The organism is Pseudomonas sp. yb_2, from assembly GCF_043103905.1.
Taxonomy (GTDB): domain Bacteria; phylum Pseudomonadota; class Gammaproteobacteria; order Pseudomonadales; family Pseudomonadaceae; genus Aquipseudomonas; species Aquipseudomonas alloputida.
Map to the genome: position 1 here is coordinate 104,326 of NZ_JBICKH010000068.1, position 22,000 is coordinate 126,325.

General features: G+C 63.4%; 19 protein-coding genes. 3 read left to right on the forward strand and 16 right to left on the reverse strand.

Features of this window, described 5'->3' with window-relative positions; genetic code table 11:
- Positions 1-11: 11 nt before the first annotated feature.
- The 9 genes from ACF8FB_RS17270 to ACF8FB_RS17310 form a co-directional block, all read right to left on the reverse strand.
- On the reverse strand, positions 12-959 hold the full coding sequence (locus ACF8FB_RS17270; RefSeq protein WP_392510017.1) for an ornithine cyclodeaminase family protein: 948 nt from the start codon (positions 957-959) through the stop codon (positions 12-14).
- Positions 956-1,945 (reverse strand): threonine/serine dehydratase, encoded by a 990-nt coding sequence (locus ACF8FB_RS17275; protein WP_121783515.1) that lies wholly within the window; start codon positions 1,943-1,945, stop codon positions 956-958. Before ACF8FB_RS17275 ends, ACF8FB_RS17270 begins: the two co-directional genes overlap by 4 nt.
- 93 nt (positions 1,946-2,038) lie before the next feature.
- Positions 2,039-2,644, reverse strand: coding sequence for a transcriptional regulator (locus ACF8FB_RS17280; protein WP_104887618.1), 606 nt, complete (start codon positions 2,642-2,644; stop codon positions 2,039-2,041).
- 190 nt (positions 2,645-2,834) lie between these two features.
- Positions 2,835-3,779, reverse strand: coding sequence for a PDR/VanB family oxidoreductase (locus tag ACF8FB_RS17285; RefSeq protein WP_392510018.1), 945 nt, complete (start codon positions 3,777-3,779; stop codon positions 2,835-2,837).
- A complete protein-coding gene (locus ACF8FB_RS17290) occupies positions 3,776-5,206 on the reverse strand; it encodes an amidohydrolase family protein (RefSeq protein ID WP_392511599.1) in 1,431 nt (476 codons plus the stop codon). The genes ACF8FB_RS17285 and ACF8FB_RS17290 overlap by 4 nt, the downstream gene beginning before the upstream one ends.
- 38 nt (positions 5,207-5,244) lie before the next feature.
- On the reverse strand, positions 5,245-5,973 hold the full coding sequence (locus tag ACF8FB_RS17295; protein WP_014862030.1) for an ABC transporter permease: 729 nt from the start codon (positions 5,971-5,973) through the stop codon (positions 5,245-5,247).
- A gap of 85 nt (positions 5,974-6,058) precedes the next feature.
- Entirely contained in the window at positions 6,059-6,907 is an 849-nt protein-coding gene (locus tag ACF8FB_RS17300) for an ABC transporter ATP-binding protein (RefSeq protein ID WP_392511600.1), read from the reverse strand.
- A 65-nt stretch (positions 6,908-6,972) separates the two neighbouring features.
- A complete protein-coding gene (locus ACF8FB_RS17305; protein WP_010954097.1) occupies positions 6,973-7,998 on the reverse strand; it encodes an aromatic ring-hydroxylating dioxygenase subunit alpha in 1,026 nt (341 codons plus the stop codon).
- A gap of 38 nt (positions 7,999-8,036) precedes the next feature.
- Positions 8,037-9,065 (reverse strand): ABC transporter substrate-binding protein, encoded by a 1,029-nt coding sequence (locus tag ACF8FB_RS17310; RefSeq protein ID WP_010954098.1) that lies wholly within the window; start codon positions 9,063-9,065, stop codon positions 8,037-8,039.
- 653 nt (positions 9,066-9,718) lie between these two features.
- Between ACF8FB_RS17310 and ACF8FB_RS17315 the strand changes: the two genes are divergently transcribed.
- Positions 9,719-10,525, forward strand: a complete 807-nt coding sequence (locus tag ACF8FB_RS17315) for a hypothetical protein (protein WP_392511601.1) — start codon at positions 9,719-9,721, stop codon at positions 10,523-10,525.
- Between the two features lie 192 nt (positions 10,526-10,717).
- Here the strand turns inward: ACF8FB_RS17315 and ACF8FB_RS17320 are convergent, their stop codons facing one another.
- Complete coding sequence (locus ACF8FB_RS17320; protein WP_060489562.1) at positions 10,718-12,301, reverse strand: rhodanese-related sulfurtransferase; 1,584 nt, start codon at positions 12,299-12,301, stop codon at positions 10,718-10,720.
- Positions 12,298-12,906 carry a cysteine dioxygenase gene (locus tag ACF8FB_RS17325; protein ID WP_392510021.1) on the reverse strand — a complete coding sequence of 203 codons (609 nt, stop codon included), beginning with the start codon at positions 12,904-12,906 and terminating at the stop codon, positions 12,298-12,300. The genes ACF8FB_RS17320 and ACF8FB_RS17325 overlap by 4 nt, the downstream gene beginning before the upstream one ends.
- A gap of 296 nt (positions 12,907-13,202) precedes the next feature.
- Between ACF8FB_RS17325 and ACF8FB_RS17330 the strand changes: the two genes are divergently transcribed.
- Both ACF8FB_RS17330 and ACF8FB_RS17335 read left to right on the forward strand, forming a co-directional pair.
- Positions 13,203-14,141, forward strand: a complete 939-nt coding sequence (locus tag ACF8FB_RS17330; protein WP_010954101.1) for an ABC transporter substrate-binding protein — start codon at positions 13,203-13,205, stop codon at positions 14,139-14,141.
- 57 nt (positions 14,142-14,198) lie between these two features.
- Positions 14,199-15,518 (forward strand): LLM class flavin-dependent oxidoreductase, encoded by a 1,320-nt coding sequence (locus tag ACF8FB_RS17335; protein WP_392510022.1) that lies wholly within the window; start codon positions 14,199-14,201, stop codon positions 15,516-15,518.
- 97 nt (positions 15,519-15,615) lie between these two features.
- On the opposite strand, the gene ACF8FB_RS17340 is transcribed toward ACF8FB_RS17335, so the two are convergent.
- The 5 genes from ACF8FB_RS17340 to ACF8FB_RS17360 form a co-directional block, all read right to left on the reverse strand.
- Positions 15,616-16,716: an LLM class flavin-dependent oxidoreductase gene (locus ACF8FB_RS17340; RefSeq protein WP_010954103.1), complete on the reverse strand. Its 1,101-nt coding sequence runs from the start codon at positions 16,714-16,716 to the stop codon at positions 15,616-15,618.
- A gap of 140 nt (positions 16,717-16,856) precedes the next feature.
- Entirely contained in the window at positions 16,857-18,476 is a 1,620-nt protein-coding gene (locus ACF8FB_RS17345; protein WP_350297869.1) for an ABC transporter ATP-binding protein, read from the reverse strand.
- On the reverse strand, positions 18,473-19,381 hold the full coding sequence (locus ACF8FB_RS17350) for an ABC transporter permease (protein WP_010954105.1): 909 nt from the start codon (positions 19,379-19,381) through the stop codon (positions 18,473-18,475). The genes ACF8FB_RS17345 and ACF8FB_RS17350 overlap by 4 nt, the downstream gene beginning before the upstream one ends.
- 1 nt (position 19,382) lies before the next feature.
- The gene (locus ACF8FB_RS17355; protein ID WP_010954106.1) at positions 19,383-20,333 is read right to left on the reverse strand and encodes an ABC transporter permease; all 951 of its coding nucleotides are present in this window, start codon (positions 20,331-20,333) and stop codon (positions 19,383-19,385) included.
- Positions 20,330-21,949: an ABC transporter substrate-binding protein gene (locus ACF8FB_RS17360; protein WP_350297870.1), complete on the reverse strand. Its 1,620-nt coding sequence runs from the start codon at positions 21,947-21,949 to the stop codon at positions 20,330-20,332. Before ACF8FB_RS17360 ends, ACF8FB_RS17355 begins: the two co-directional genes overlap by 4 nt.
- Positions 21,950-22,000 lie beyond the last annotated feature (51 nt).

Below are 22,000 nucleotides of genomic sequence, written 5' to 3' on the forward strand. Positions count from 1 at the left end.
CTGTTGTTGCCTCAGGTGCACAGGGCGGCCAAGGCGTGGCTTGCGACTTGTGCATCCTGCACTGCAACACCGGTCAGGTCCGCCAAGGTAATCTGGCTGTCGTGCTCACGCCCCTTGGCACGGCCAGCCAGCAGCGTACCCAGCTCGATCAGCTGGTTAGCGTCGATGCGGCCACTGCCGAGGGCATGGGCCACTTCGCCGTACTGGCTGCACTGGGCGATGGCGTCGACGATGATGCGGTCCGCCCTTGCCACCAGTGCCGGGTCCAGTTCCTGCTTGCCGGGCGCATCGGCACCGACGGCGGTGATATGCGTACCCGGCTGGACCCAATCGCTGTGCAACAGCGCCTGGCGAGAAGGCGTGGTGCAGACGATCAGGTTTGCCGCGCCCGCAACCTCGGCAGCATCCTGCGTGCTGTGCACTGCGAAGCCCAGCTCGCGGGCAAATGCCGTATAGGCAGCAAGCCCGCGTTCATGCCGACCCCAGACAATCACCTGGCGACAATCAGTAACAGCGCGAAGCTGCTCAAGCTGCATCTGCGCCTGCATGCCGGTGCCGAGGATGCCAATGGCCTTGACCTGGGATGGCGCCAGCAGCCGGGCGGCGATACGCCCGGCCAACGCGGTGCGCATGGCAGTCAGCCAGCCTTGGTCCTGCAGCAGTGCCAGCGGCTGACCGGTGTGTGCAGACAGCACAAGCATCAGGCCGTCATTGCTCGGCAGGCCCTTGGACGGATTGTCGTAGAAGCCTGTCGAAAGCTTGACGGTGAAGGTCGGGCTGCCTTCGATGTAGGCCGACTTCACGCAACAGTCACCGTTCGCGCCCTTGAATGCGAAGCCCTGTACGGGCGGTACCTGCACCTTGCCTTCGGAGTAGGCGATAAAGCCTTCCTCCAATTGGCTGACCGCGAGCTCCGGGTTGAAGCGGGCGATGATCTGCGCCTTGCTGAAGACCTTCATTGAACGGCCTCGAGGAACTTCTCCAGCAGGATGTTACGGCCACACAGGATCACCGCGACACGCTTGCCCTGATAGCGTTCGGCGAGCTTCTGCATGCCGGCGACCGCAACCGCTGCAGCGCCTTCGATGATCCAGCGCTCACTGCTGGCGATGTCGCGCATGGCGCAGCGGATTTCATCCTCGCTGACCAGCACGGTATCGGTGAGCAGCGCCTGGCAAAGCGGGAAGGTGATGGAGCCTGGCTCGACGCCGCCAGCTGTGCCATCCGACAGCGTTTCGCAGGCATCCAATTCGATGATTTCACCGGCCTTGAGTGATTGCTGCAGGGTTGGGTCATTTGCCGGCCAGCAGCCGATGATCTCAGTGCCCGGCTTGAGTACCCGCAGGGCGGCGCCGATGCCGGAAATCATCCCGCCACCGCCCACGGCGACGAACACCGCGTCCAGGTCTGGCGCCTGCTCGAACAACTCCACGCCTATGGTGCCCTGGCCGGCAATGACTTGCAGGTCGTTGTAAGGTGACACGAAAGGAACGCCCTGGGCCTTGGCTTGCCTGGCTGCTTCCAGCTCTGCACTCAGCGGGTCGGTGGGCAGGCAGACCACTTCGGCGCCCAGCGCGCGCATTGCCTCTGTTTTGTATGCCGATGCGCCCGTGGTGGTGTAGACCTTCACTGGCACGCCAGCCATCTTGCCGGCCAGAGCCAGGGCCTGCCCATGGTTACCGGATGAGGCGGCTATCACCCCCTGCTTGCGTGCCTCGGCCGGCAACAGGCGCATCTTGTTGCTGGCACCGCGAAACTTGAACGAACCGGTGTGCTGCAGGTGTTCGCATTTGAGCAGCACTTCACAGCCGGTCAGTGCCGACAAACGAGGGCTGTGCAAGAGCGGGGTAATGCTGACGGCAGGGCGGAGCGCCGCATGGGCGTCCTGAATGTTTTGGTGCAATGTATCAAGGAACTGGGCATCAACGGACGGGGTGGCTGGCATGACGGGTCCTTGCAGGTATGTGGATAATTTGTCCACAATAGAATTATATTCCACCAATAGCAAGAGCGTGTGCCTACAGCCAGGCAATACCGCCTAGGCCCTGACTTCCTTCAGGTATTTGTACACGGTGGCCCGCCCCATGCTGAGGACGTTGGCAACGTAATCGGCGCCGCTGCGCCCCTCGAATGCCCCCTCGGCATGCAAGGCCAGTACGAGGTTGCGCTTGTCTTTCATCTTCAAGGTCTGCAGCGACAGGTTATGCGCTTGCAGCCACGCTTGCAGGAAGGTGTTGATGCGCTCCTGCCAATCGTTGCGGAACAACGCATCCGGTTGCGGCTCCAGCCGACTCATCTGGAAGAACGCATCCAATGCCACACGCGCCTGTTCCAGCACCGACACGTTCAGATTGATGCACATCAGATACTCGGCTTCGCCTTGCGGATTGTGCAGCACAGTGCTGATCGAGCGGACCTTCTGACCGTTCCAGTTGAGCTTCTCGTAGGGACCAAGGTTGGTACCCTTCAAAAGGTCACCCAGTTCTGAACCGAGTGCCGAATCATCGCCGAGCTTGCGATGTGAGAAATTATTGGCGATATGAACGATTGTCTGGCCGCGTATCTCATGAATGACGACTTCCGCGTGGGGGTACAGCAGCAGGGCAATGCTTTCAGCGATTGCCTGGTAATTTTCCAGTGTCATGCATTAGCCAATGGTCTGTTGAAGAATGCCTATGGTGGCCCTGGAGAATACTGGGCACAAGACGGATCTTTTTACCGGGTCGGGATCAAGGCCTGTCTGCGAGCCGCTCGCCTTGGCCATTGACTGCGTCAGCGGTTTTGCGTGCGCAGCTGCCGTCAGCCGTTGGCCGTCGGGCAGCTGCGGGCGATGGTCAAACGTCCAGCACCAACCGGGCGCTGCGGCAGCCCGATACGCAGGGCGTTATCCATTCTCCGCTGTTGCGCTGGGCATCGCTGAGGTACTCGTCGCGGTGATCAGGCGCCCCCTCGATGACCCGGCTGACACAGGCGCCGCAGATTCCCATTCCACATGACACGGGTAGCTCCACGCCCGCCCGCGATGCCGCCTGTACCAAACTTTCGCCCGGTTGCACCTCGACCTGAAGACGACTGCGCTGTAGCACCAGCGTGCAGTGACGCTCGACGTGCAAGGTGGGCTCTGCGGCCTGGAAATGTTCGCGATGAAGCGCCGTGGTTGGCCAGCCGCTTGCCAGCGCGACGTGCTCAACACAATCCATGAAACCTGCAGGGCCACAGCAATAGAGGCTTGCGCTGCCGTCCCAGGCCGGCAGGTGTTCCTCCAGGTACCCGGCGATCATCGGGGCGCGCAAGCCTCCATGAACCTCGGTATCCGCATCGAGGTACTGGACAAAGGGCACCTGTTTGGCATCGCGGGTGAAAAACAGCAAGCGCACCGACCGACCTTGCGCTTGGCATTGCCGGTACATGGCGAGCAGTGGCGTGATTCCTATGCCTGCGGCCACCAAGACGACCTGTCCTGTGCCAGGTTGCAGGCTAAAGAGGTTGCGCGGCAGGCCCACTTCCACCCGGGCACCCAGCCGCAGGTGCTCGTGCAGCCATTGCGAGCCGCCGCGGGAGGCTTTTTCGCGCTTGATGCCCAGGTAGACATGACCGTCCTCGGGCAGGCTGACCACTGAGTATTGGCGTACCACGCCATTGCCCAGGCGCAGGTCCACATGAGCGCCGGGTGCCCAGTCGAAGGGCAGGGGAGCAGGCCCCGGCGGGGCCAGTTCCACACCCAGCACGTCGTCGGCTTCGAGGCGCAGGGCCCGCACCTGCAGAGGCGTCCAGCTCATGCGCGTACCCCCGCGGCCTGTTGCAGACGAAGTACAGCTTGGCGTGCCTGGCTGCCCAGTTCGGCGAGGTCCAAGCCAGGAAGCGCATCGTTTTCCACGCTCAGGCGGCCGCCCACCAGCAATGCCCGCAGTGTCGGACGGCCACCGCCTACCACTGGCGCGATGCCCAGATCATGCAGACCGAAGTAGCGGGGTTGATCGAGGCGATAGATCGCCAAGTCCGCCGCCATGCCGACCTGCAGCGTGCCGATGGCGTCCAGGCCCAGCACCTGGGCGCCACCTGCCGTGCCCCAGCGCACGACGTCCTCCACGCTGGCGACATGCGCACCGCCCTCCAGATCGCCGCCAGCATGGCGAGCCATGGCGCGTTCGCCGGCCTTGGCCCTTTGCATCAGCCAGGCGGCGTGGGTTTCGCTGATCATGTCGCAGGCTTCGTTGGAGGCAGCACCATCCACGCCGATCGAAACCGACATGCCTGCAGCCTCCATGGCAACGATATCTGCGATACCACTGCCAAGCCGGCCATTGCTTTGTGGGCAGTGGGCGATGCCGGTGCCGGTGGCGCCCAGCAGCTGGATTTCTTCGGCGCTCAGCTTGACCAGGTGCGCGAACCACACATCAGGCCCGAGCCATTCCTGCTCCGCGCAGAACACCACGGGCGAGAGGCCGTGGCGATCATGGACTTCGTTCTGGTACTCCACGGTTTCGCTCAGATGGCTGTGCAGGCGGATGCCCAGGCGGCGTGCGGTGCGGGCGGTCTCCCGCAGGTGCTCGGGCGGCATTGAGTAGGGCGGGCTGGTCGGCGCCATTACCACACGGCGCCAGGCATCATCGGCGGGATCATGGTAGACCTGCACCAAGCGCTGAACATCGTCCAGGTACTGCGTGAGGGTCTCAGGTCCGGCTTTCGCGGGGCCTTCCGCCTGACGTACCTGGGTTGCGCCGCCCCGGCAAAGGATGAAGCGCAGCCCCAGGCGCTCGGCTTCTTCGAAGAGGATCTGTGCGCTGTCGAAGGCCATGCCTGGCAAGTACAGGTAATGATGGTCGGCCACCGTGCTGCAGCCGGAGCGGGCCAGCTCCACCAGCCCGACCCGTGCGGCCAAGCGGAAACTGTGCTCATCGAACAGCCCGCGATAGCGATAGGGCACGGCCCCCAACCAGGCACCGAGGCTTTGGTCGATGCCAGCGGGAATGCCCTTGAGCAAGGACTGGAACAGATGGTGATGGGTGTTCACCCAGCCTGGATACACCACGCAATCGGTGGCATCGAGCACTTGCTCACCTGGTAACGGTTGCAGCGAGCCCAGGGCGGCGATACGCCCCTGGGTGATACGGATGTCCGGCCCGACATGGCGCGCGGCGCCGCCGCGCAGGCCAGTGAGGATGGCGCTGGCGTTACGGATCAGCCAGCTGTTGGTGTGATTCATGTTCGTCTCCATAGCCAGTACGGCGTTTCGCATGGAAGTCAGCCCAGTTCGCTTTCGTGCCAGTGGCGCAGGCTCAACCGAGCCAGCAAAGCCATCAGGCTGAACAGCGCCACGCCAGTCAGGGCGATCAACACCAGGGCGGCGAATAGGCGGGGGATGTTGAGCTGGAATCCCGCTTGCAGGATCTGATACGCCAGGCCCGCACCCGTGCCGCCCGTACCGGCGACGAACTCGGCCACCACCGCGCCGATCAAGGCCAAGCCGCTGGCGATGCGCAGGCCAGCGAAAAAGCACGGTAAGGCGCTGGGAATGCGCAGGCGCAACAGCACTTGCCAGCGGCTGGCGCGGTTCAGATGGAACAGGTTGAGCAGGCCAGGGTTGACGCTGCGCAGGCCCAGGACGGTGTTGGCGATGATCGGGAAGATCGCCACCAGCGTGGCGCAGATCACCAACGCCAAGGTCGTGTCGCTGCACCAGATGATGATCAGCGGCGCGATGGCCACCACCGGCGTTACCTGCAGCAGGATCGCATAGGGAAACAGACTGGCCTCCACGACGCGGCTCTGCACGAACACGAACGCCGCCAACGTGCCGATGACCACGGCGAGGGCGAATGACAGGAAGGTGATCTTCAGGGTCATCCACAGTGCCCCCAGCAGCATCGGGCCATCGGCGACCAGGGTGCGGCCGATATCGGCCGGTGACGGTACCAGGTACACCGGGACTTTCCAGGCGATGCATGCCAGTTGCCAGACGCCGAGCAGCAAGGCGCCAACCAGTAGTGGTGAAACGATGCGTAGTACAGAAGGATGGCGTAGCCAGGGAGTAGAGGGTCGGCTCATGATGATGCTCTCAGGAAGGGTCGCCATTGGCCTGGGCCAGGAGTCGGGACAGGTGCGCGCATTGCTCGATGAACGCCGGTGAAGTGCGGTACGCCTCGTCGCGTTCCAGTGGGCCGTCGATGATTACATCGGCGATCACTCGACCGGGACGCGCGCCCATCACGATCACCCGCGAAGACAGGTAAACCGCCTCGAAGATGCTGTGGGTCACGAATACCACCGTCAGGTCGCGCTTGAGCCAGAGCTGGCGCAGGTCGCTATCGAGCTTGTTGCGGGTGAACTCGTCCAGGGCGCCGAAGGGTTCGTCCATCAGCAGCAGATTGGGTTCGGTGGCTAATGCCCGGGCAATGGAGGCGCGCATCTGCATACCGCCGGAGAGCTCCCGCGGGTAAACGTCGCCGAACTTGTCCAGCCCCACCAGTTCCAGGGCGGCTTGCACCTTGGGCTGGCTCTGGGCCTTGGGGGCGCCGGCCAAGTCCAGGGGCAAGCGCACGTTGTCGTGCACTTTGGCCCATGGCATCAGGGTGGCTTCCTGGAACACCATGGCCAGGCTGCGCCCCGGTGTGCCTGCGTGGTGGTCCGTACCCGGGGCATCCTTGCCCCACCAGCGCACATGGCCGGCGGAGGGCTGTTCGAGCCCGGCGAACATTTTCAGCAGGGTGCTTTTGCCACACCCCGACGGGCCCAAGAGCGAGACGAACTCGCCGCGTTCGATCGCCAGTTTCACGCGGCTCAAGGCATGGGTGCCATTGCTGTAGGTTTTTTCCACCTGATTGGCGAACAAAGGGGTGTCCACACCGATGGTGTTCGGCAGGGCCTGCGGCTGGACGTCGGCCTTGGATAGGGTCTGCATCAACATAGCGCTCTCCCCGTGGGTCATGAGCGGTGGTGTATGCCCCGGCGCACCGGGGCGTTGGGCAAGTGTCAGTGGCTGAGGAACACTTCGCTCTCGCCATGGGCTTCAAGCAGACCCAGTAGTTGCCGACGGATAACCAACCCGGGCTTGTCCGATGGCATGTGCAGTTCCACCCTGCGGCGGGTGTCGACACAGGCGTCAGGATCGGTAGCCTCGAGGATGTCGCGGTCTTCGGCTGTGATCGCTGCGTCCCAGTCGATCAGTTCCTGGGTCGAGCATTGCTCTTCGCTGTCGTTGCGATACAACCACTGCACGAGCATCAGTCGGTTGTCGTCGATGGGCGTGGCGCAGTTGTAGATGATGTGATGGATGCCGCTGTCCGGATACATGCAGCCAAAGCGCCGGGAGAAGGGCAGGTAGTAGCGGTTGAGCAGGTGCCGCTGGGTAATCGGCTCGGTCGTACCGGTGATACGGAAGCTTGCCTCGGGGTTGCGGATCGGCACGCGGGTCTCGGCTTCGAAGCCATAATCGGTTTCGCGAAACTCGTAACTGGCCGGTTGCGGCTGGTCGAACAAGCCGAAATTGGCCTTGTGCACGAAGGAAAAGTGCGAGTTGTCGAAGGAGTTCTCCATGACCCGCAGCGGGCTGGTCTTCCACTCTTCGTAAAACTGGAAGATGCGTCGGTAACCGGGGGCGCCGTCTTCCGGGAACTCAGGGATCGGTTGTAGCGGGTCGTCCAGGCTGACCCAGGCATAGCCGTACTTTTCCTGGCAGTGATAAGCCTTCACCGCGGCCCCCGGAGGAATAGCGCCGGTGGGACTCTGCGGGATCTTCACGCACGTGCCGGTGCAGTCGTATTCCCAGCCGTGATACCCGCAGGCGATATTGCCCTCAGCACTGACGAAGCCTTTGGACAGTTTGGCGGTGCGGTGGCAGCAGCGGTCCCGCATTGCCACCGGGGTACCATCGGGACGCTTCCACAACACCAGCGCTTCACCCAGCAGGGTGAATGGCTTGGGGCCGTCTTCGAGGGCTGTCATAGGGAGCAGGGCATACCAGAAACGGCGCAATACAGGTTGTTTGGTAACCAACATAATCAGGATTCCTCACAGCGTTGAGCTTGTTATGGTGTTCAGCGGCTGCCGACCTGCTCGGCCTCAGGGAGTACCTTCAGGTCTTGCACAAAGCGCGTGGTGTAGGCGTTGCGCCAAGGTGCGTCGGGACCGAGCAGACCCGCCTCGACCATGAAGTCGCGGGTTGCTTGCCAGCGGCTGTCAGTCATGGTGCCGATCCCCTGGGTTGCAGCCTCTCCACCGGTGACCAGGCGGTACTGCTTGAGGGTCGAGACGCCCCAGGCCAGCAGTTCATCGGTCATGTTGGGGTTGTCGCGCTTGATCAGTGCATTGCCGGCGCTGGGGTCATCCAGATAGCGCTTCCAACCCTCCATGGATGCGCGCACGAAACCTGCTACCCGCTCTGGGTGCTCAGCGATGATGTCTTGACGGGTGACCACGGTGGATCCGTAGGGTGGATAACCGGCATCTGCGAAGAGGAAAAAGTTAGGGGTCACGCCTGCCTTTATCGCCTGGAACAGTTCCGAGCTGGCATACGCCTGTTGTGTGGTTTGCGGGTCGGCTAGAAAGGGTTGCAGGTTGAAGGTGTAAGGCCGCGCCTGGTTGTCAGCCAATTGATATTTACCCTTCAGCCAGGGCCACCAGGTTTGCTGGCCCGAAGTGGACACCAGCACAGGCTTGCCGCCGAGAGCATCAAGTCCGCTGACGTCCGCGTGGGTCATCAACCCTTGCGGGTCTCCTTGGAAGGGCGCAGCCACTGCGACCACTGGCAGGCCTTGCTCGACACTTTTTAGAATCTGCAGGTCATAGTTGACGATGAAATCAGCTTGCTTGCTGACCAGCAGTTGCATGCCATTGACCTGTGGTCCCCCCATGCGGATGGACACATCCAGGCCTTCCTTTTCGTACAACCCATCGGCCAGTGCCTGGTAGAAGCCGCCCTGTTCGGCCTGAGCATACCAGGAGGTCAGCAACACGACTTTGTCGCCAGCGATCGCCAGCGGAGCGATCGTCAGCGTGGTGGGGAGCAACGCTGCTGCCAACAGCGAGCGTAACGGGCGAGCCAAGGCAAAACGCGTTTTCTTCATGTGTTCTTCACCCCGATTCAAAAAACCACCGTGCGCCGGATAGCGCGACAGCGAAGGAGCCGGGCGGAGAGAACGTGGGAAGAGAATGGCGTCGCGAAGCAAAAGGGCGTGAACTGGAAACTGACATTGCTCTCTTGCCCGGGGCTGCCATAGCCTCGTTCAAACATCCGCTCGGATGTACGCCCCGAAGGACGCAAGAGCAATGCCCCATGCCATGCCTGGCACTGACCGCTTCTACTCGCTGATACAAGAAGCCAGAAGCATGCCAATTTCATGAAGCCGCTGACTTTGCGGTGTAGCGACCCGCACCCGAGGGGGACGGCACTGACGCGTGAGTTGAGAAGGTGCAGAACGTACCGATTGAGCACTAATAGAGTGCGCAATGTTCTGAGTGGATGGTGTTCATTGATGATTAGGATTGCTCACAATAAGCAATTTACGTGTATCCGATTAGTTGGCACGCGCCCTGCTTTGCGCTAACTCGAGTAGAAGCGGTCAGTGCCCAAAGATGGCATGGGACATTGCTCTGGCGGCCTTGCGCCGCTCCCCCGGCAAGGGTGGCGCCTCGGCATGAGCCGGGGCCAGAGGAGAGGTCGTCCGCTGCTGCATACCCTTGCTGGCGAAAACCAACAATCACGACCCAAGGGATGCAAATGAAACCGAACGCTCTTTCCTGGCTGCTTCACAGCGTCGTCCCACTCTGCGCGTTGGCCACCGGCAGTGCCCAGGCGAATCCGCTGATGTGGAGCAACAACAGCCTCAGCTACCTCTACGGGCATGGTTATAAAGTCGATGGCACCGGCAACGATATCCAGCAAACCATCACCTTCGAGCACGCCAGTGGCTGGACGTGGGGCGACATGTTCCTGTTCGTCGATAACAAGTGGTCCAACGGCTTGTCCGGCAACGATGGCTACACCTATTACGGCGAGTTTTCACCGCGACTGTCGCTCGGCAAGATCAGTGGCCACCGTCTCAGCTATGGCATCGTCAATGATGTGTTGATCGCTGCCACCTATGAGCGTGGAGAAGGGCGCAATCGAAAGTACCTGCTTGGGCCCGCTGTTGACCTGAACCTGCCTGGATTTGATCGTTTTTCACTGAACACTTACTACCGCAAGCCCGATGGGATCACCGGTAAAGCGTCTGGACAGTGGCAGATCAACCCGACCTGGGCCATGACGATACCGCTCGGGCGCTCCGACATTTTGCTCGACGGTTATCTGGAGTGGTACGTCAATGATGTGGGGACGAAGGGTACCTCGAACTATGTAGCCAAGAGTTTCCACTTCAACCCCCAGATCAAGTACGACGTCGGTAAGGCGATGGGGCAAGCGCCGGCGCGTTTCTATGCCGGGATCGAGTGGGACTATTGGTCCGACAAATATGGCATCGAAGACAGCCACGGCTTTCCGACCGATCAGAACGCGTTGAGTGCATTGATCAAGGTGCATTTCTAATGTGATGTTTCAGACGTACCACTGAGTATCTGGTACAGGCTCCGTTGATCATCACTCATCAAGCGTTGTGTATCGACGAGAGCCGACCCGCAACGGTTATTACCCTTGTAACGCGTCTGGTTCGAAAGCTTTCGGCCGTCCAGGCCCGCTTTCGATCCAGCGCGTCGTTTCAAATACCACCGTGGATACGGTTCAAAGCACCCTGAAACCATGAGTGCCATCGCGCTCAAGCTGCGCAATCAGGCCAAATTCCCAGTCCAGGTAGCCCTGCATCGCCTCGTGTGGGTTGTCTGTGCCTTCATAGGGACGCCGGTAGCGATCGCTGCGTGGTACGGCAAGGCGGGCCTCACCGCCTTCCAATGGAAGACCGGCGGCGATCCAGCGTGCGGTGCCTCCTGCGAGCACGTAAACCGGCGTGCGGGTCAGCGTCTGCAGGTCGCGCGCGGCAAAACGCGCCAGCAGGCTGCTGCCACAGGTCAACACATAACGGCGGGCCTCGGGCGGCCGTTCCAGGGCGTCGGCCAGCTGGGTACGGATCGCCCAGTACGCGCCCGGGATATGGCGCTTGACGTAATTGGCACTGGCGGTGAAGTCCAGCACTACTGTGCCGTCTTCCTGCAGCCAGCTGGCCAGTTGCTCGACGGTTATTTCGCTGGCATCCGGCAATTCGGGCAGCGGCGGTTGCCATTCGCCCCGGTCGCTGAAGTCCGCTGCAGTCAGCCCGTCGACCACAGCGACCTGCCAGCCCATCTGTGCCAGCCACGAGGCGCTCATGTTGGCGCGCACGCCATCGTCGTCCACCAGCGCGATGCGCGCCCCGCGCACACTGGCGACGTGGTCGGTCTCTTGAACCAGTTGCCCGCCGGGCACCGGGCGGCTGCCCGGCAGATGACCGGCGCTGTATTCCTCGGTCGTACGCACATCGAACAGGTAGAGGGTGCGCTGCGTGTCGGCCTGCCACTGGCCCAGCCCGGCGCGGTCCAGGCGCAGCACGCCGGCGCGGTCTGCTACCGCCCGGGCCTGGCCGGCGGCGTTGGCGCGGGTAACCGCGGTGACCTCGGCAAAGCGGCGGTCCTGACCATGAGCCAGTTGCTGCCCCGCCAGGGTCCAGCCGATGGTGCCATTGCGCAGGGCCGCCACCGGATTGGGAATGCCGGCATTGATCAGCGACTGGGTGCCGATGATGCTACGGGTGCGCCCGGCACAGTTGACGATCACCTGGGTCGCCGGGTCAGGCGCCAGTTCGGCCACGCGCAGCACCAGTTCGGCGCCGGGCACGCTGATGCCGCCGGGGATGCTCATGGTCTGGTATTCGTCGAAACGGCGGGCATCGAGGACCACCACATTGGCCTGTCCATCAAGCAGCGCCTTGACCTGTTCGGCAGCCAGCGAAGGCGTGTGGCGCACGCTCTCCACCAGTTCGCCGAAAGCTTTGCTTGGCACGTTGACATCACGAAACAACTCGCCGCCCGCAGCGCGCCAGCCGGCAAGGCCGCCATCAAGCAAGGCAACATTGACGTAGCCCAAGGCCAGTAAACGCTGCGCGGCGACTGCGGCGAGCCCCTCACCGTCATCGTAGACGGTGAGTGCGGTGTCCCGCCGGGGAACGCGGGCGAAGATTTCCAGCTCCAGTTTCGACAGGGGTATGTTGGCCGCGAACAGCGGATGGGCCTGGGCGAAAGGGTCTTCTTCGCGTACGTCGATCAGGGCCAGCTCCTCCTTGGCCAGTAAAGCACGGCGGATGTCGTGGTAACGGCGGGTGGTGACGGTGCTCATGGGGCAGGGTTCTCTTTGGACAGGTCCCAGATGTTTGGCAGGCGGGTATTGGAATAGCCGGAGACAAACGGTTTTTCGCTGCCATCCAAGGCGTACACCGCGCGCTTGACACCGCCGATGTTGCCGCCATAGACGTGAATGCTGATCGATACCTGGTCGGCGAACGCATTGCTCACCTGATGAATGTCGCCGATGCGCGGCGACACCGCTTCCACCTGGCCGGGCACCAGACGGATGGGGGCCCCCTCTTGCAACAAAGCGCCTCTGGCGTCACGCACGAATCCCTGAGCGTGCTCGGCACCGCGCAGCATGCCGATCAGCCCCCAGACCCGGTGGTCGTGGATCGGTGTTTGCTGCCCCGGGCCCCAGACGAAGCTCACCACCGAGAAACGTTGGCGCGAGTCGCAGTGCAGCAGGTATTGCTGATAGCGCTGCGGGTCGGGCTGGGCGAGGTCGTTCGGCAGCCAGTCGTCATGGGCGACCAGATCGGCCAGCAGGCCTTGGCCTGCGTCGAGAAGGGTGGCTTCGTCAGGCTGTCGGTCAAGCAGCGTGGCGAGGTGGTCGATGAAGTGGCGCAAGCGCTGCGGGTGCAGGGGTTCGGTCATGGTTCAGGCTCTGCTCTCAGGTTTCAGTTAACCCTAGCAAACCTTTTTTCTATTCTCAAAATGCAAAATAAACATAAGCTAATATGCAAAATATGCATTTACAGGATGGACCGTTTGTTTTGAAATTGCCGCAGTGAAAAGCATGAGGATATACCCAACGTGCATTTCACAGGATGAGTAACACTGATTAGATTATAAAGAATACTCCGTTAATACCTCGGAGCTATAAACAATAACAGACGAGACCGCACGCGCGGATCGCCTCGCATGCCCCAAGCGGGTATCTGGAGACGAACGTGCGTTACTTCAAACAGCTGGCCGCCACCGTGTTGGCCACCACTTTCAGCCTTGCCGCCGCCGCCCAGACCCTGGTGGTCGGTGACCAGAGTTACAACGCTCGTGCCGTGATGGAAGCCGCCGGCGTGCTAGAACAACTGCCTTACACCCTGGAGTGGAAGCAGTTCACCGCAGGCTCCCCGGTGGCCGAAGCGCTCAACGTCGGCAGTCTCGATATTGGCCTGCTGGGCGACGCGCCGCCCCTGTTCCTCGGTGCCTTGGGGGCGCCGATCAAGGTGATTGCGGTCAGCCGGCAGAACCTCGAAGGCGTGGCCATCCTGGCGCGCAAGGATTCTCCGATCCACAGCCTGCAGGACCTGCGCGGCAAACGCGCGGCCATCTGGAAAGGCTCGTGGAGCCAGCAATTGCTGTTCAGTGCCCTGGACAAGGCCGGGGTGCCGCGTGATGCCGTGGAGCTGCGTTACCTCAGTGCGCTGGATGCATCCCACGCCTTGGACGGTGGTTCGGTGGATGTGATCGCCACCTGGGAGCCTTACGTCACTCAGCAGGAGCGGCAAGGCGCCCGGGTGCTGGCCACCGCCGATGGGGTGATCCCGGCGCAGAGCTTCGTGGTCGCCAACAGCAAGGCGGTGGAACTCAAGCGAGCGCAGATCGCCGATTTCCTCCAGCGCCTGAAAAAGGCCCGTGACTGGACCTTGAGCGCCCCCGCCAATACCGAGGCCTACGCCGACGCGTGGGCCAAGCTCACCCGTGCTGATCGCGACATCGCCCGTGCCTGGTTCGCCCGTGCACGCACCGACCTCGCGCCGCTGGACCCGCAGGTGATCGCCGATGCGCAGAAAACCGTGGATTTCTTCTCCGGGCTCGGGCTGATCAAGGCATACCCGGCGCAAAGCCTGTTCGATACCTCGTTCAACGCAGCATTCGGCAATAACTAGGCCGCTGCGCAAGGACCGCGGCGGCATTCAGATATGGACCATCCAACAGGAACTCCCATGAGCAAACGACAGATCAAACTTGGCGCCCTGACCATGGGCAGTGGCGGCCCGGGCCGGCACAACCTGTGGCTCGACCCCGAACTGCCCGCCGACGCCAGCGTGAACATCGACTGGTACATCGCCATCGCCCGGCAGGCGGAAGCCGCGTTGTTCGACCTGATGTTCATCGTCGACAGCCAGTTCATCACCCCCGGCTCGCCTTCGCACTATCTCAATCGGCTGGAGCCGTTGACCCTGCTCTCGGCTCTGGCGGTCAGCACCCGCCATATCGGCCTGGTGGGTACCCTTACCACTTCTTACAACGCGCCCTTCAACGTCGCCCGCCGCCTGGCTTCGCTGGACCTGATCAGCAAGGGCCGTGCAGGGTGGAACGTGGTCACCAGCGGCGATGCCGGCACTGCCGGTAACTACGGGCTCGACGAGCATTATGACTACGACACCCGTTACGCCCGTGCCGAGGAGCATGTGCAAGTCGTGCAGGGGCTGTGGCAGTCGTATGAAGACGATGCTTTCCCCCGTGATCGGGCCAGTGGCCGGTTCCTCGACCCGACCAAGCTGCATGCGCTCAACCACAAGGGTAAGCATTTCTCGGTCGTCGGCCCGCTCAACATCCAGCGCTCGCCCCAGGGGCAGCCGGTGATCTTCCAGGCGGGCGATTCCGAACAAGGCCGAGCGCTCGGGGCCGCTACGGCTGATGTGGTGTTCACCCACGCCGCCAGCATCGAGCAGGGCCAGGCCTTCTACCGCGACATCAAGCGCCGCGCCGCGCGCCTGGGTCGCGACCCGGAGCAGTTGCTGGTATTGCCCGGCGCGGAGATCTACGTGGGTGACAACGACGCCCACGCCCGTGAGATCGAGCGCCATTACCATCAGGCCGACCACAGTTTCGAACTGGCGTTGAAGGAATTCGGGCGCAACTTCGGCTGGCATGATTTCAGCCAGTACGACCTGGATGCCCCGTTCCCGCAAGAGAGCCTGGAGTTTGCACGGAGCAGCTTTTTCACGAATGCCAAGCGTATTGCCGACCAGGCGCGGGACAAGGCCTTCAGTCTGCGTCAGGCTGTTGAGTTTGGCCGTCAGTTACGGCCAGGGGCCTTCGTTGGTTCGGCCGAAACCGTGGCGGCGAAGATGGCCGAGTGGTTCGAAGCGCGGGCGCTGGATGGGTTCAATATCTACATTGGTCATCCTGGCCAGTTCCGGCGGTTTACCGAAGAAGTGGTACCGTTGCTGCAGGCACGTGGGGTGTATCGCACGGCGTATGAGGGCACGACCCTTCGGGAAAGCTTGGGATTGGCGTTACCGCGGTCTGGCCGCTAGATCGCCTGGGCCGGCCTCTTCGCGGCTAACAACCGTTCCTACAGGAATCTTCAATCACCTGTAGGAACGTCCTTCGTCGCGAAGAGGCCGGTGCAGATCAGGCGCTGCGGGTGCTGCGACCGGCTTCCTGGTCTGCTACCAGCGCCCGAATCCGCGGAATCAACGCCTGCCCATACTCCACGGCATCACGCAACTGATCGAAGCCACGGAACAGGAACGTGCTCACGCCCAGGTCGTAGTACGCCAGCGTCGCTTCGGCGACCTGTTCGGCGGTACCGACCAGCGAGGTGGAATTACCGGCCCCGCCACCCAGTGCGGCAATCTCTGTCCACAGCCGAGTGTCGTGGACCTTGCGCTGACTGGCCAGTTGCACCAGGCGTTCGGACCCCACGTTGCTCTTGCCGAAATTCTTCTCGCGGCGGTTGCCCTGGCGGATGCCAATACGCTGCTGTGCATCGGCCAGGATGCGTTCAGCGCGGGCCCAGGCTTCCTCCTCGGTGGCCCCCAGGATCGGCCGCAGCGACAGGCTGAAGCGAATGTGCTGCTCACGCCCATGGCGAGCGGCGGCCTTGCGCACCTGGGCGATGCGTTCGCGCACCTGCTCCAGCGGCTCGCCCCACATCATGTAGACGTCGGCATGCTTGGCCGCGACTTCTACCGCCGCGTCCGAGGCGCCGGAGAAGTACACCGGCAGCTTGCCCACGGGTTTGACCAAGGTCAGGTTGTCCTCTACCCGGTAGTGGTCGCCGTGGTGGTCGAAGGGCGACGTCTGGGTCCAGGTGTTACGCAGCACATCGAGGTATTCGTCGGTACGTGCGTAGCGGGCATCTTTGTCGAGAAAGTCGCCGTCGCGCTGCAGGTCGCCGCTGTCGCCACCGGTTATCACGTTGATCGAAGCACGGCCGCGGCTGAGCTGGTCGAGGGTGGCGAATTGGCGGGCAGCGAAGGTCGGTGCCTGGAAGCCGGGGCGGTGTGCCACCAGCAGGCCGATGCGCTCGGTGAGCGCGGCCACGTAGCTGGCGAGAATCATCGAGTCTGGCGCGCTGGTATTCACCGCCAGCAGGGCCTTGTCGAAGCCGGCGTACTCCTGGGCCTGGGCGAAGGCCTTGATGAAGCCCAGGTCAACCTGCGGTCCGCGCGGCGCCTGTGATTCGCTGCTTTCATGGGGGCCGATCAGGCCAATGAATTCGAGGCTCATGCAATGGAACTCCTTTTGTGGCCGACGCCGTGGTTCATGGCGCCGAGATGGAACTGCCGTTTACTCATGGTCAATACCTCTTTTCAGATGTGCACCAAGGGTCGATCCGTGCGACACGTCAGTGCCGCACGGCACAACCGTTAAATCGCCACGGGCAACACGCTGCGTGAATGCCCTGGTATCGCGTCGATCAGCGCCCGTGTGTAGGCGCTGGCCGACTTGCTGAGCACCTGCAGCGCCGGCCCTTGCTCGACCACCTGCCCGCGCCGTAGCACCAGCACCTGGTCTGCCATGCTCGCCACCACCGCCAGGTCATGGGAGACCAGCACATAGGCCATGCCGAGCTCGCGCTGCAATTCGTCCAGCAGGGCGAGGATCTGCGCCTGCACAGACACGTCCAGTGCACTGACTGGCTCATCGAGCAGCAGCACCTCTGGCTCCAGTGCCAACGCCCGTGCAATCGCCACGCGTTGGCGCTGGCCACCTGACAATTCCCTGGGCAGGCGATCGAGGAACTGCACTGGCAATTGCACCCGTGTGATCAGCTCGCGGGCCTTGCGCTCTAGTGCCTCGCCCCGGAGCAGGCCGAAAGAGACCAGCGGCTCGACGACGCTGTCGAACACGGTGAAGCGCGGGTCGAGCGCGGCGAACGGGTTTTGCTGCACCAGCTGGATACGCCGGCGCAAGGGGCGGAACTGGCTCCAGGTGTAACCGGTGACGTCCTCGCCGGCGAACACCACCTGCCCTTGACTGGGCTTCTCCAGGCCCAGGGCGATGCGCAGGGCGGTGCTCTTGCCCGAGCCGGATTCGCCGACAATCGCCAGGGTCTGCCCGGCATGCAGTTCAAGGCTCAGGTCGTGCAGGGCAGTGTAATGCTCGTTTTTGCCGGGCAGCTCGAACCGTTTGCCGACATGGCTCAGGCGCAGCAGTGGCGTCTGGCCCCGCGGTGCGGCTGGCCTGCGCCGTGGCACGAAGGCCGGCGCGGCATCGAGCAGGGCGCGGGTGTAGGGTTGCCGGGCGCCCCAGAGGATCTGCCGGGGCGAGCCGTGTTCGACCTGCTCACCCTGCTTCATCACCAGCAGGCGGTCGGCGCGGTCACAGGCCATGCCCAGATCATGGGTGATGATCAGCAGCGAGATGCCGCGCTCGGCGACCAGCAGTTGCAGGTGATCGAGAATACGCCGCTGCACAGTCACGTCCAGCGCACTGGTGGGCTCGTCGGCGATGATCAACCGTGGCTCGCCGGCCAGGGCGATGGCAATCAGCACCCGCTGGCGCATGCCGCCGGACAGCTCATGGGGGTACTGCCGCGCACGCAGCGCCGGCTCGTCGAGGCCGACCTGGTCCAGCAGCGCCAGCACCTTGGCCTCTTGGCCTGGATAGCGTCGTCCACGCGCCAGCTGCAGCGCCTCGGCGATTTGCTGGCCGATCCGTTGGGTGGGGTTGAGGCTGACCATTGGGTCTTGCGGCACCAGGCCGATGGTGCGCCCGCGCAACTGGCGCCTGGCGCGTTCGCTGGCTTGCGCCATATCGACACCATCGACCCATAACTGGCCTTGGTCGATGCGTGCATTGCCCGGCAACAGACCAAGCAGGGCGTTGGCCAGGGTCGATTTGCCCGAGCCTGACTCGCCCACCACCGCCAGGGTCTCGCCCTGGACCAGGCTGAACGACAGCTGGCGCAGGGCCTGGCTGCGTTGCCCGGCGAAGCTGTAGCTGACGCTTAGGTCGCGGACCTCGATCAGGGGTGACTGGCTCATCGGGCATGCTCCTCGGCGCTGCGCGCCAGGTGGTTGAGGCTGAACACCACGGCCACCACGAACAGCCCCGGTAGCAGGGATAGCCAAGGGGCGGTGATGAGGAAGTGACGGCCGTTGGCGATCAGCGTGCCCCATTCCGCGGCGGGTGGCGCCGCGCCAAAGCCGAGGAAACTCAGCCCGGCCGTGGCCAGGATGGCAGCGCCGAAGTCCAGGGTGGCGAGCACCGCTACCGGGCTCCAGGCATTGGGCAGTACATGGCGCAGCAGGGTGCGTGCCCAGCTGGCACCGCACAGGCGTGCGGCTTCCACAAAGGGCAGGGTCTTGATGCGCAGCACTTCGGCTCGGGTGGTGCGGGCAAAACCGGGCAGGATGCCGACGCCCACGGCGACGGCCACCGGCACGGTGCCGAAGCCAATGGCGGTGACGATGGCCAGGGCCAACAGCAGGCCGGGCAGGGCCAGCAATACGTCGATCAGGCGCATCAGCGCGGCGTCGACGTGCCCGCCGGCAAAACCGGCCAGCACGCCCAGGCCCAAGCCGCCCAGCAAGGCGATGGCCACCGCCAGCAGGGCGGCGAGCACCGACAGGCGCGCGCCATACACCACCCGGGTGTAGAGGTCGCGGCCCAGTTCGTCGGTGCCGAACCAGTGCGCCAGGCTGGGTGGACTGAGCTTGTCGGCGGGTGCGGTGGCGTAGGGATCGAAGCTGCTGAGCCAGTGCGGGGCCAGCGCGCAAAGCAGGGCGAACAGTACGATCAGCAGCGCCAGGCTGAAACCGGGTCGGCGCAGCAGCGGGGCCAACATCTGGTATGCGCGCTGCCAACGTGTGCGACGCCTCCAGGTGGCGGCAGGGCGGGGCTCGGAGGGCGCGGTGTCGAGGGGTGACAGGGGTATGTCGAGGGTCATCTCAGTTCACCTTCGCGGTGTGGGTGATACGCGGGTCGAGGTAGGGATAGAACAGATCGACGAGCAGGTTCACCACCACGAAGGCCGCAGCCGACGCCCCGACGATCGCCAGCACCACGGGTATGTCCTGGCGCAGCACGGCCTCCTGGGCCAGACGGCCGACGCCGTTGCGCGAGAAGATGGTTTCCACCAATACAGCCCCGGACACGGTATTGCCGACTTGCAGGCCGACCAGCGTCAATAGCGGCAGCGCCGCGTTGCGCAGGCCATGGCGTGCCTGAACCTGGGCCCGGCTAAGGCCCTTGGCGAAGGCGGTGGTGATGTACGGCTCCTGCCACACGCCCTGAAAGCCGCGTTGCAGCACCTGGGCGTACACCGCAGCGCTGGGGATCGCCAGGGTGATGGCCGGCAGCACCAGGCTGGCCAGGCCTTGGCTGCCCGTGGCCGGAAACCAGCCCAACGCGAAGGCGAACACCTGGATCAGCAGCAGGCCCATCCAGAACACCGGCACCGAGAAGCCCAGCGAGGGCAGGCGCGCCAGTGCAGTCTTCAGTGGACGCCATTGCAGGTAGGCGGTCAGACAGGCAAGGCCGACACCCGCCAACAGCGACAGGGCAATGGCGGCACCGGCCAGGGCCAGGGTCTGCGGCAGGCGCTCGGCCAACAGTGCCGTGACCGGTCGGCCCAGCGACAGCGATTGGCCAAGGTCGCCGTGCAGGGCCCGCCACAGCAGGTCGAAATACTGTTCGAACAAGCCTTTGTCCAGCCCATAGTAAGTGCGTGCTTTGGCCAGGTCCTCGGGCGACAGGCCGTCGGCTTCCATGCCGGAGGCGCTCAGCATGATCGCCAAGGTGTCGCCGGGCAGCAGGTAGAGGATGAAGTAGGTGATGGTATAAGCCCCCCACAACACCAGCAGGGCCTGGCCGACGCGGCCGATCAGGTAGCGTCTCATGGCTGGCCGACCTGGATGTCACTGAGCAGGGCGAAGCCTTCGGCGGTCCAGTGGAAGTGCTTGACCCGCGGCGCGGTGGCGGCCTGCCAGACGCGCTCGTACAGCGGGAACGCCGACGCTTCGTCGACCAGCAGGTCCTGCAGTTGGCCGTAGGCCTGGGCCCGTTGCGTGTCGGCAGTGGCGGTGATACCGCTGTCGAACAGCGCCTGAGCTTTGGCCAGGGTGTCGGGCTCGTAGGTGTTGGTGGCGAGCGTGGCGCTGTTGGCGGCGCGCGGGTCGAGGATGGTCTGCAGGATGATCGGGTCGGCGCGGGTCATGTAGGTGGAGGTGAGGTCGTAGGCGCCTGTCGAATTGCCGGTCACCCATTCGGCGCGGGTCAGTACGTTCAGTTTGAGGTCGATGCCCACTTTGCGCAGTTGGTCCTGTACCAGCACGTCACCGGCGCTTTCGGCGGGTGTGAGGTTGTAGCGCAGCGTCAGGCGCTGGCCGTTCTTGTGCCGGTAGCCGTCGTCGCCTTTGTGCCAGCCAGCGGCGTCGAGCAGTTGCTCGGCACCTTTGGGGTCGTAGGCGAGCTTGTCGGTTTGGGCTTTGAAGAACGGTGTGGTGACGTCGTATACGCCACTCACCACCGGGAACGCAGTGTTGTAGACGGTGTGCGCGTAGCTGGTGCGGTCGATGGCCTTCTGCAGCGCCAGGCGCACTTGGCGGTCACCGAGCAGGCGGTCGTTGCGGGTATTGGGGTAGAGGTTCAGCGCCGGGCCTGGCAGCGAACGGCTCTGGATGGTCGCGCCCTTGGACTGAAACAGCTGCAGGTCAACTTCCGAGAACGGGTTGCGTGGCCACAGGATGTCGACCTTGCCTTGCAGGAACAGGCCGTTGCGCACACTCTCTTCGGGGATGTAGCTGATGTCCACGGCATCCAGGTACGCCGCGCCCTGGTTGCGCACGTTGGCCGAGGGCCAGGCGTAATCGGCACGCTTGAGCAGGCGTGCGCCGACCTCCGGGGTGTAGTGATCGAGGGTGAATGGCCCGGTACCGATGATCTTGCCCAGCGAGCGTTGCTGCGCGCTCAACCGGTACGAGGCCGGGGCGAGAATGGCCAGGTTGGTGGTGGACGTGGCCTGAAGGAAACCCGCGTTGGGTTTTGCCAGGACCAGGCGCACGGTGAAGTCGTCGATCACCTCGGCGTGGTCGTAGCCGGCCAGGTAGGTGGCACCGAAGGTGGCCGGCAACTGGCTGGCGAACGCTTTGTTGCTGTCGAAGGCAGTTTTCACGGCGTGAGCATCGAAGCGTTCGCCGTTGCTGAAGGTGACGTCCTCGCGCAGGTGGAAGGTATAGCTCAGGGCATCGGCACCGACCTCCCAGGTTTTCGCCAGCCACGGGATGATGCGACCGGTCTGCGGGTCTTGGTCAGTGAGCGACTCGACGACGTTGCGCAGCAGCACGCGGTGTTCGAGCCAGTAGACCTGAAAGGGGTCGACGCTGACCAGCGTGGTGTTGTCACCCCAGAAGGCGATGTTGAGGGTCTTGCTGGTTGAGGTGTTGTCGGCCGGCGAGCAAGCGGTGAGGCCCAGGGCCAGGGTGCCGATCGCGAGCAGTTGGTGCAGTGGGGGCATGGGATTGATCCTTCAATGAATGGGGCTCTCCTGTTCCGGCCAGTTCGCCGG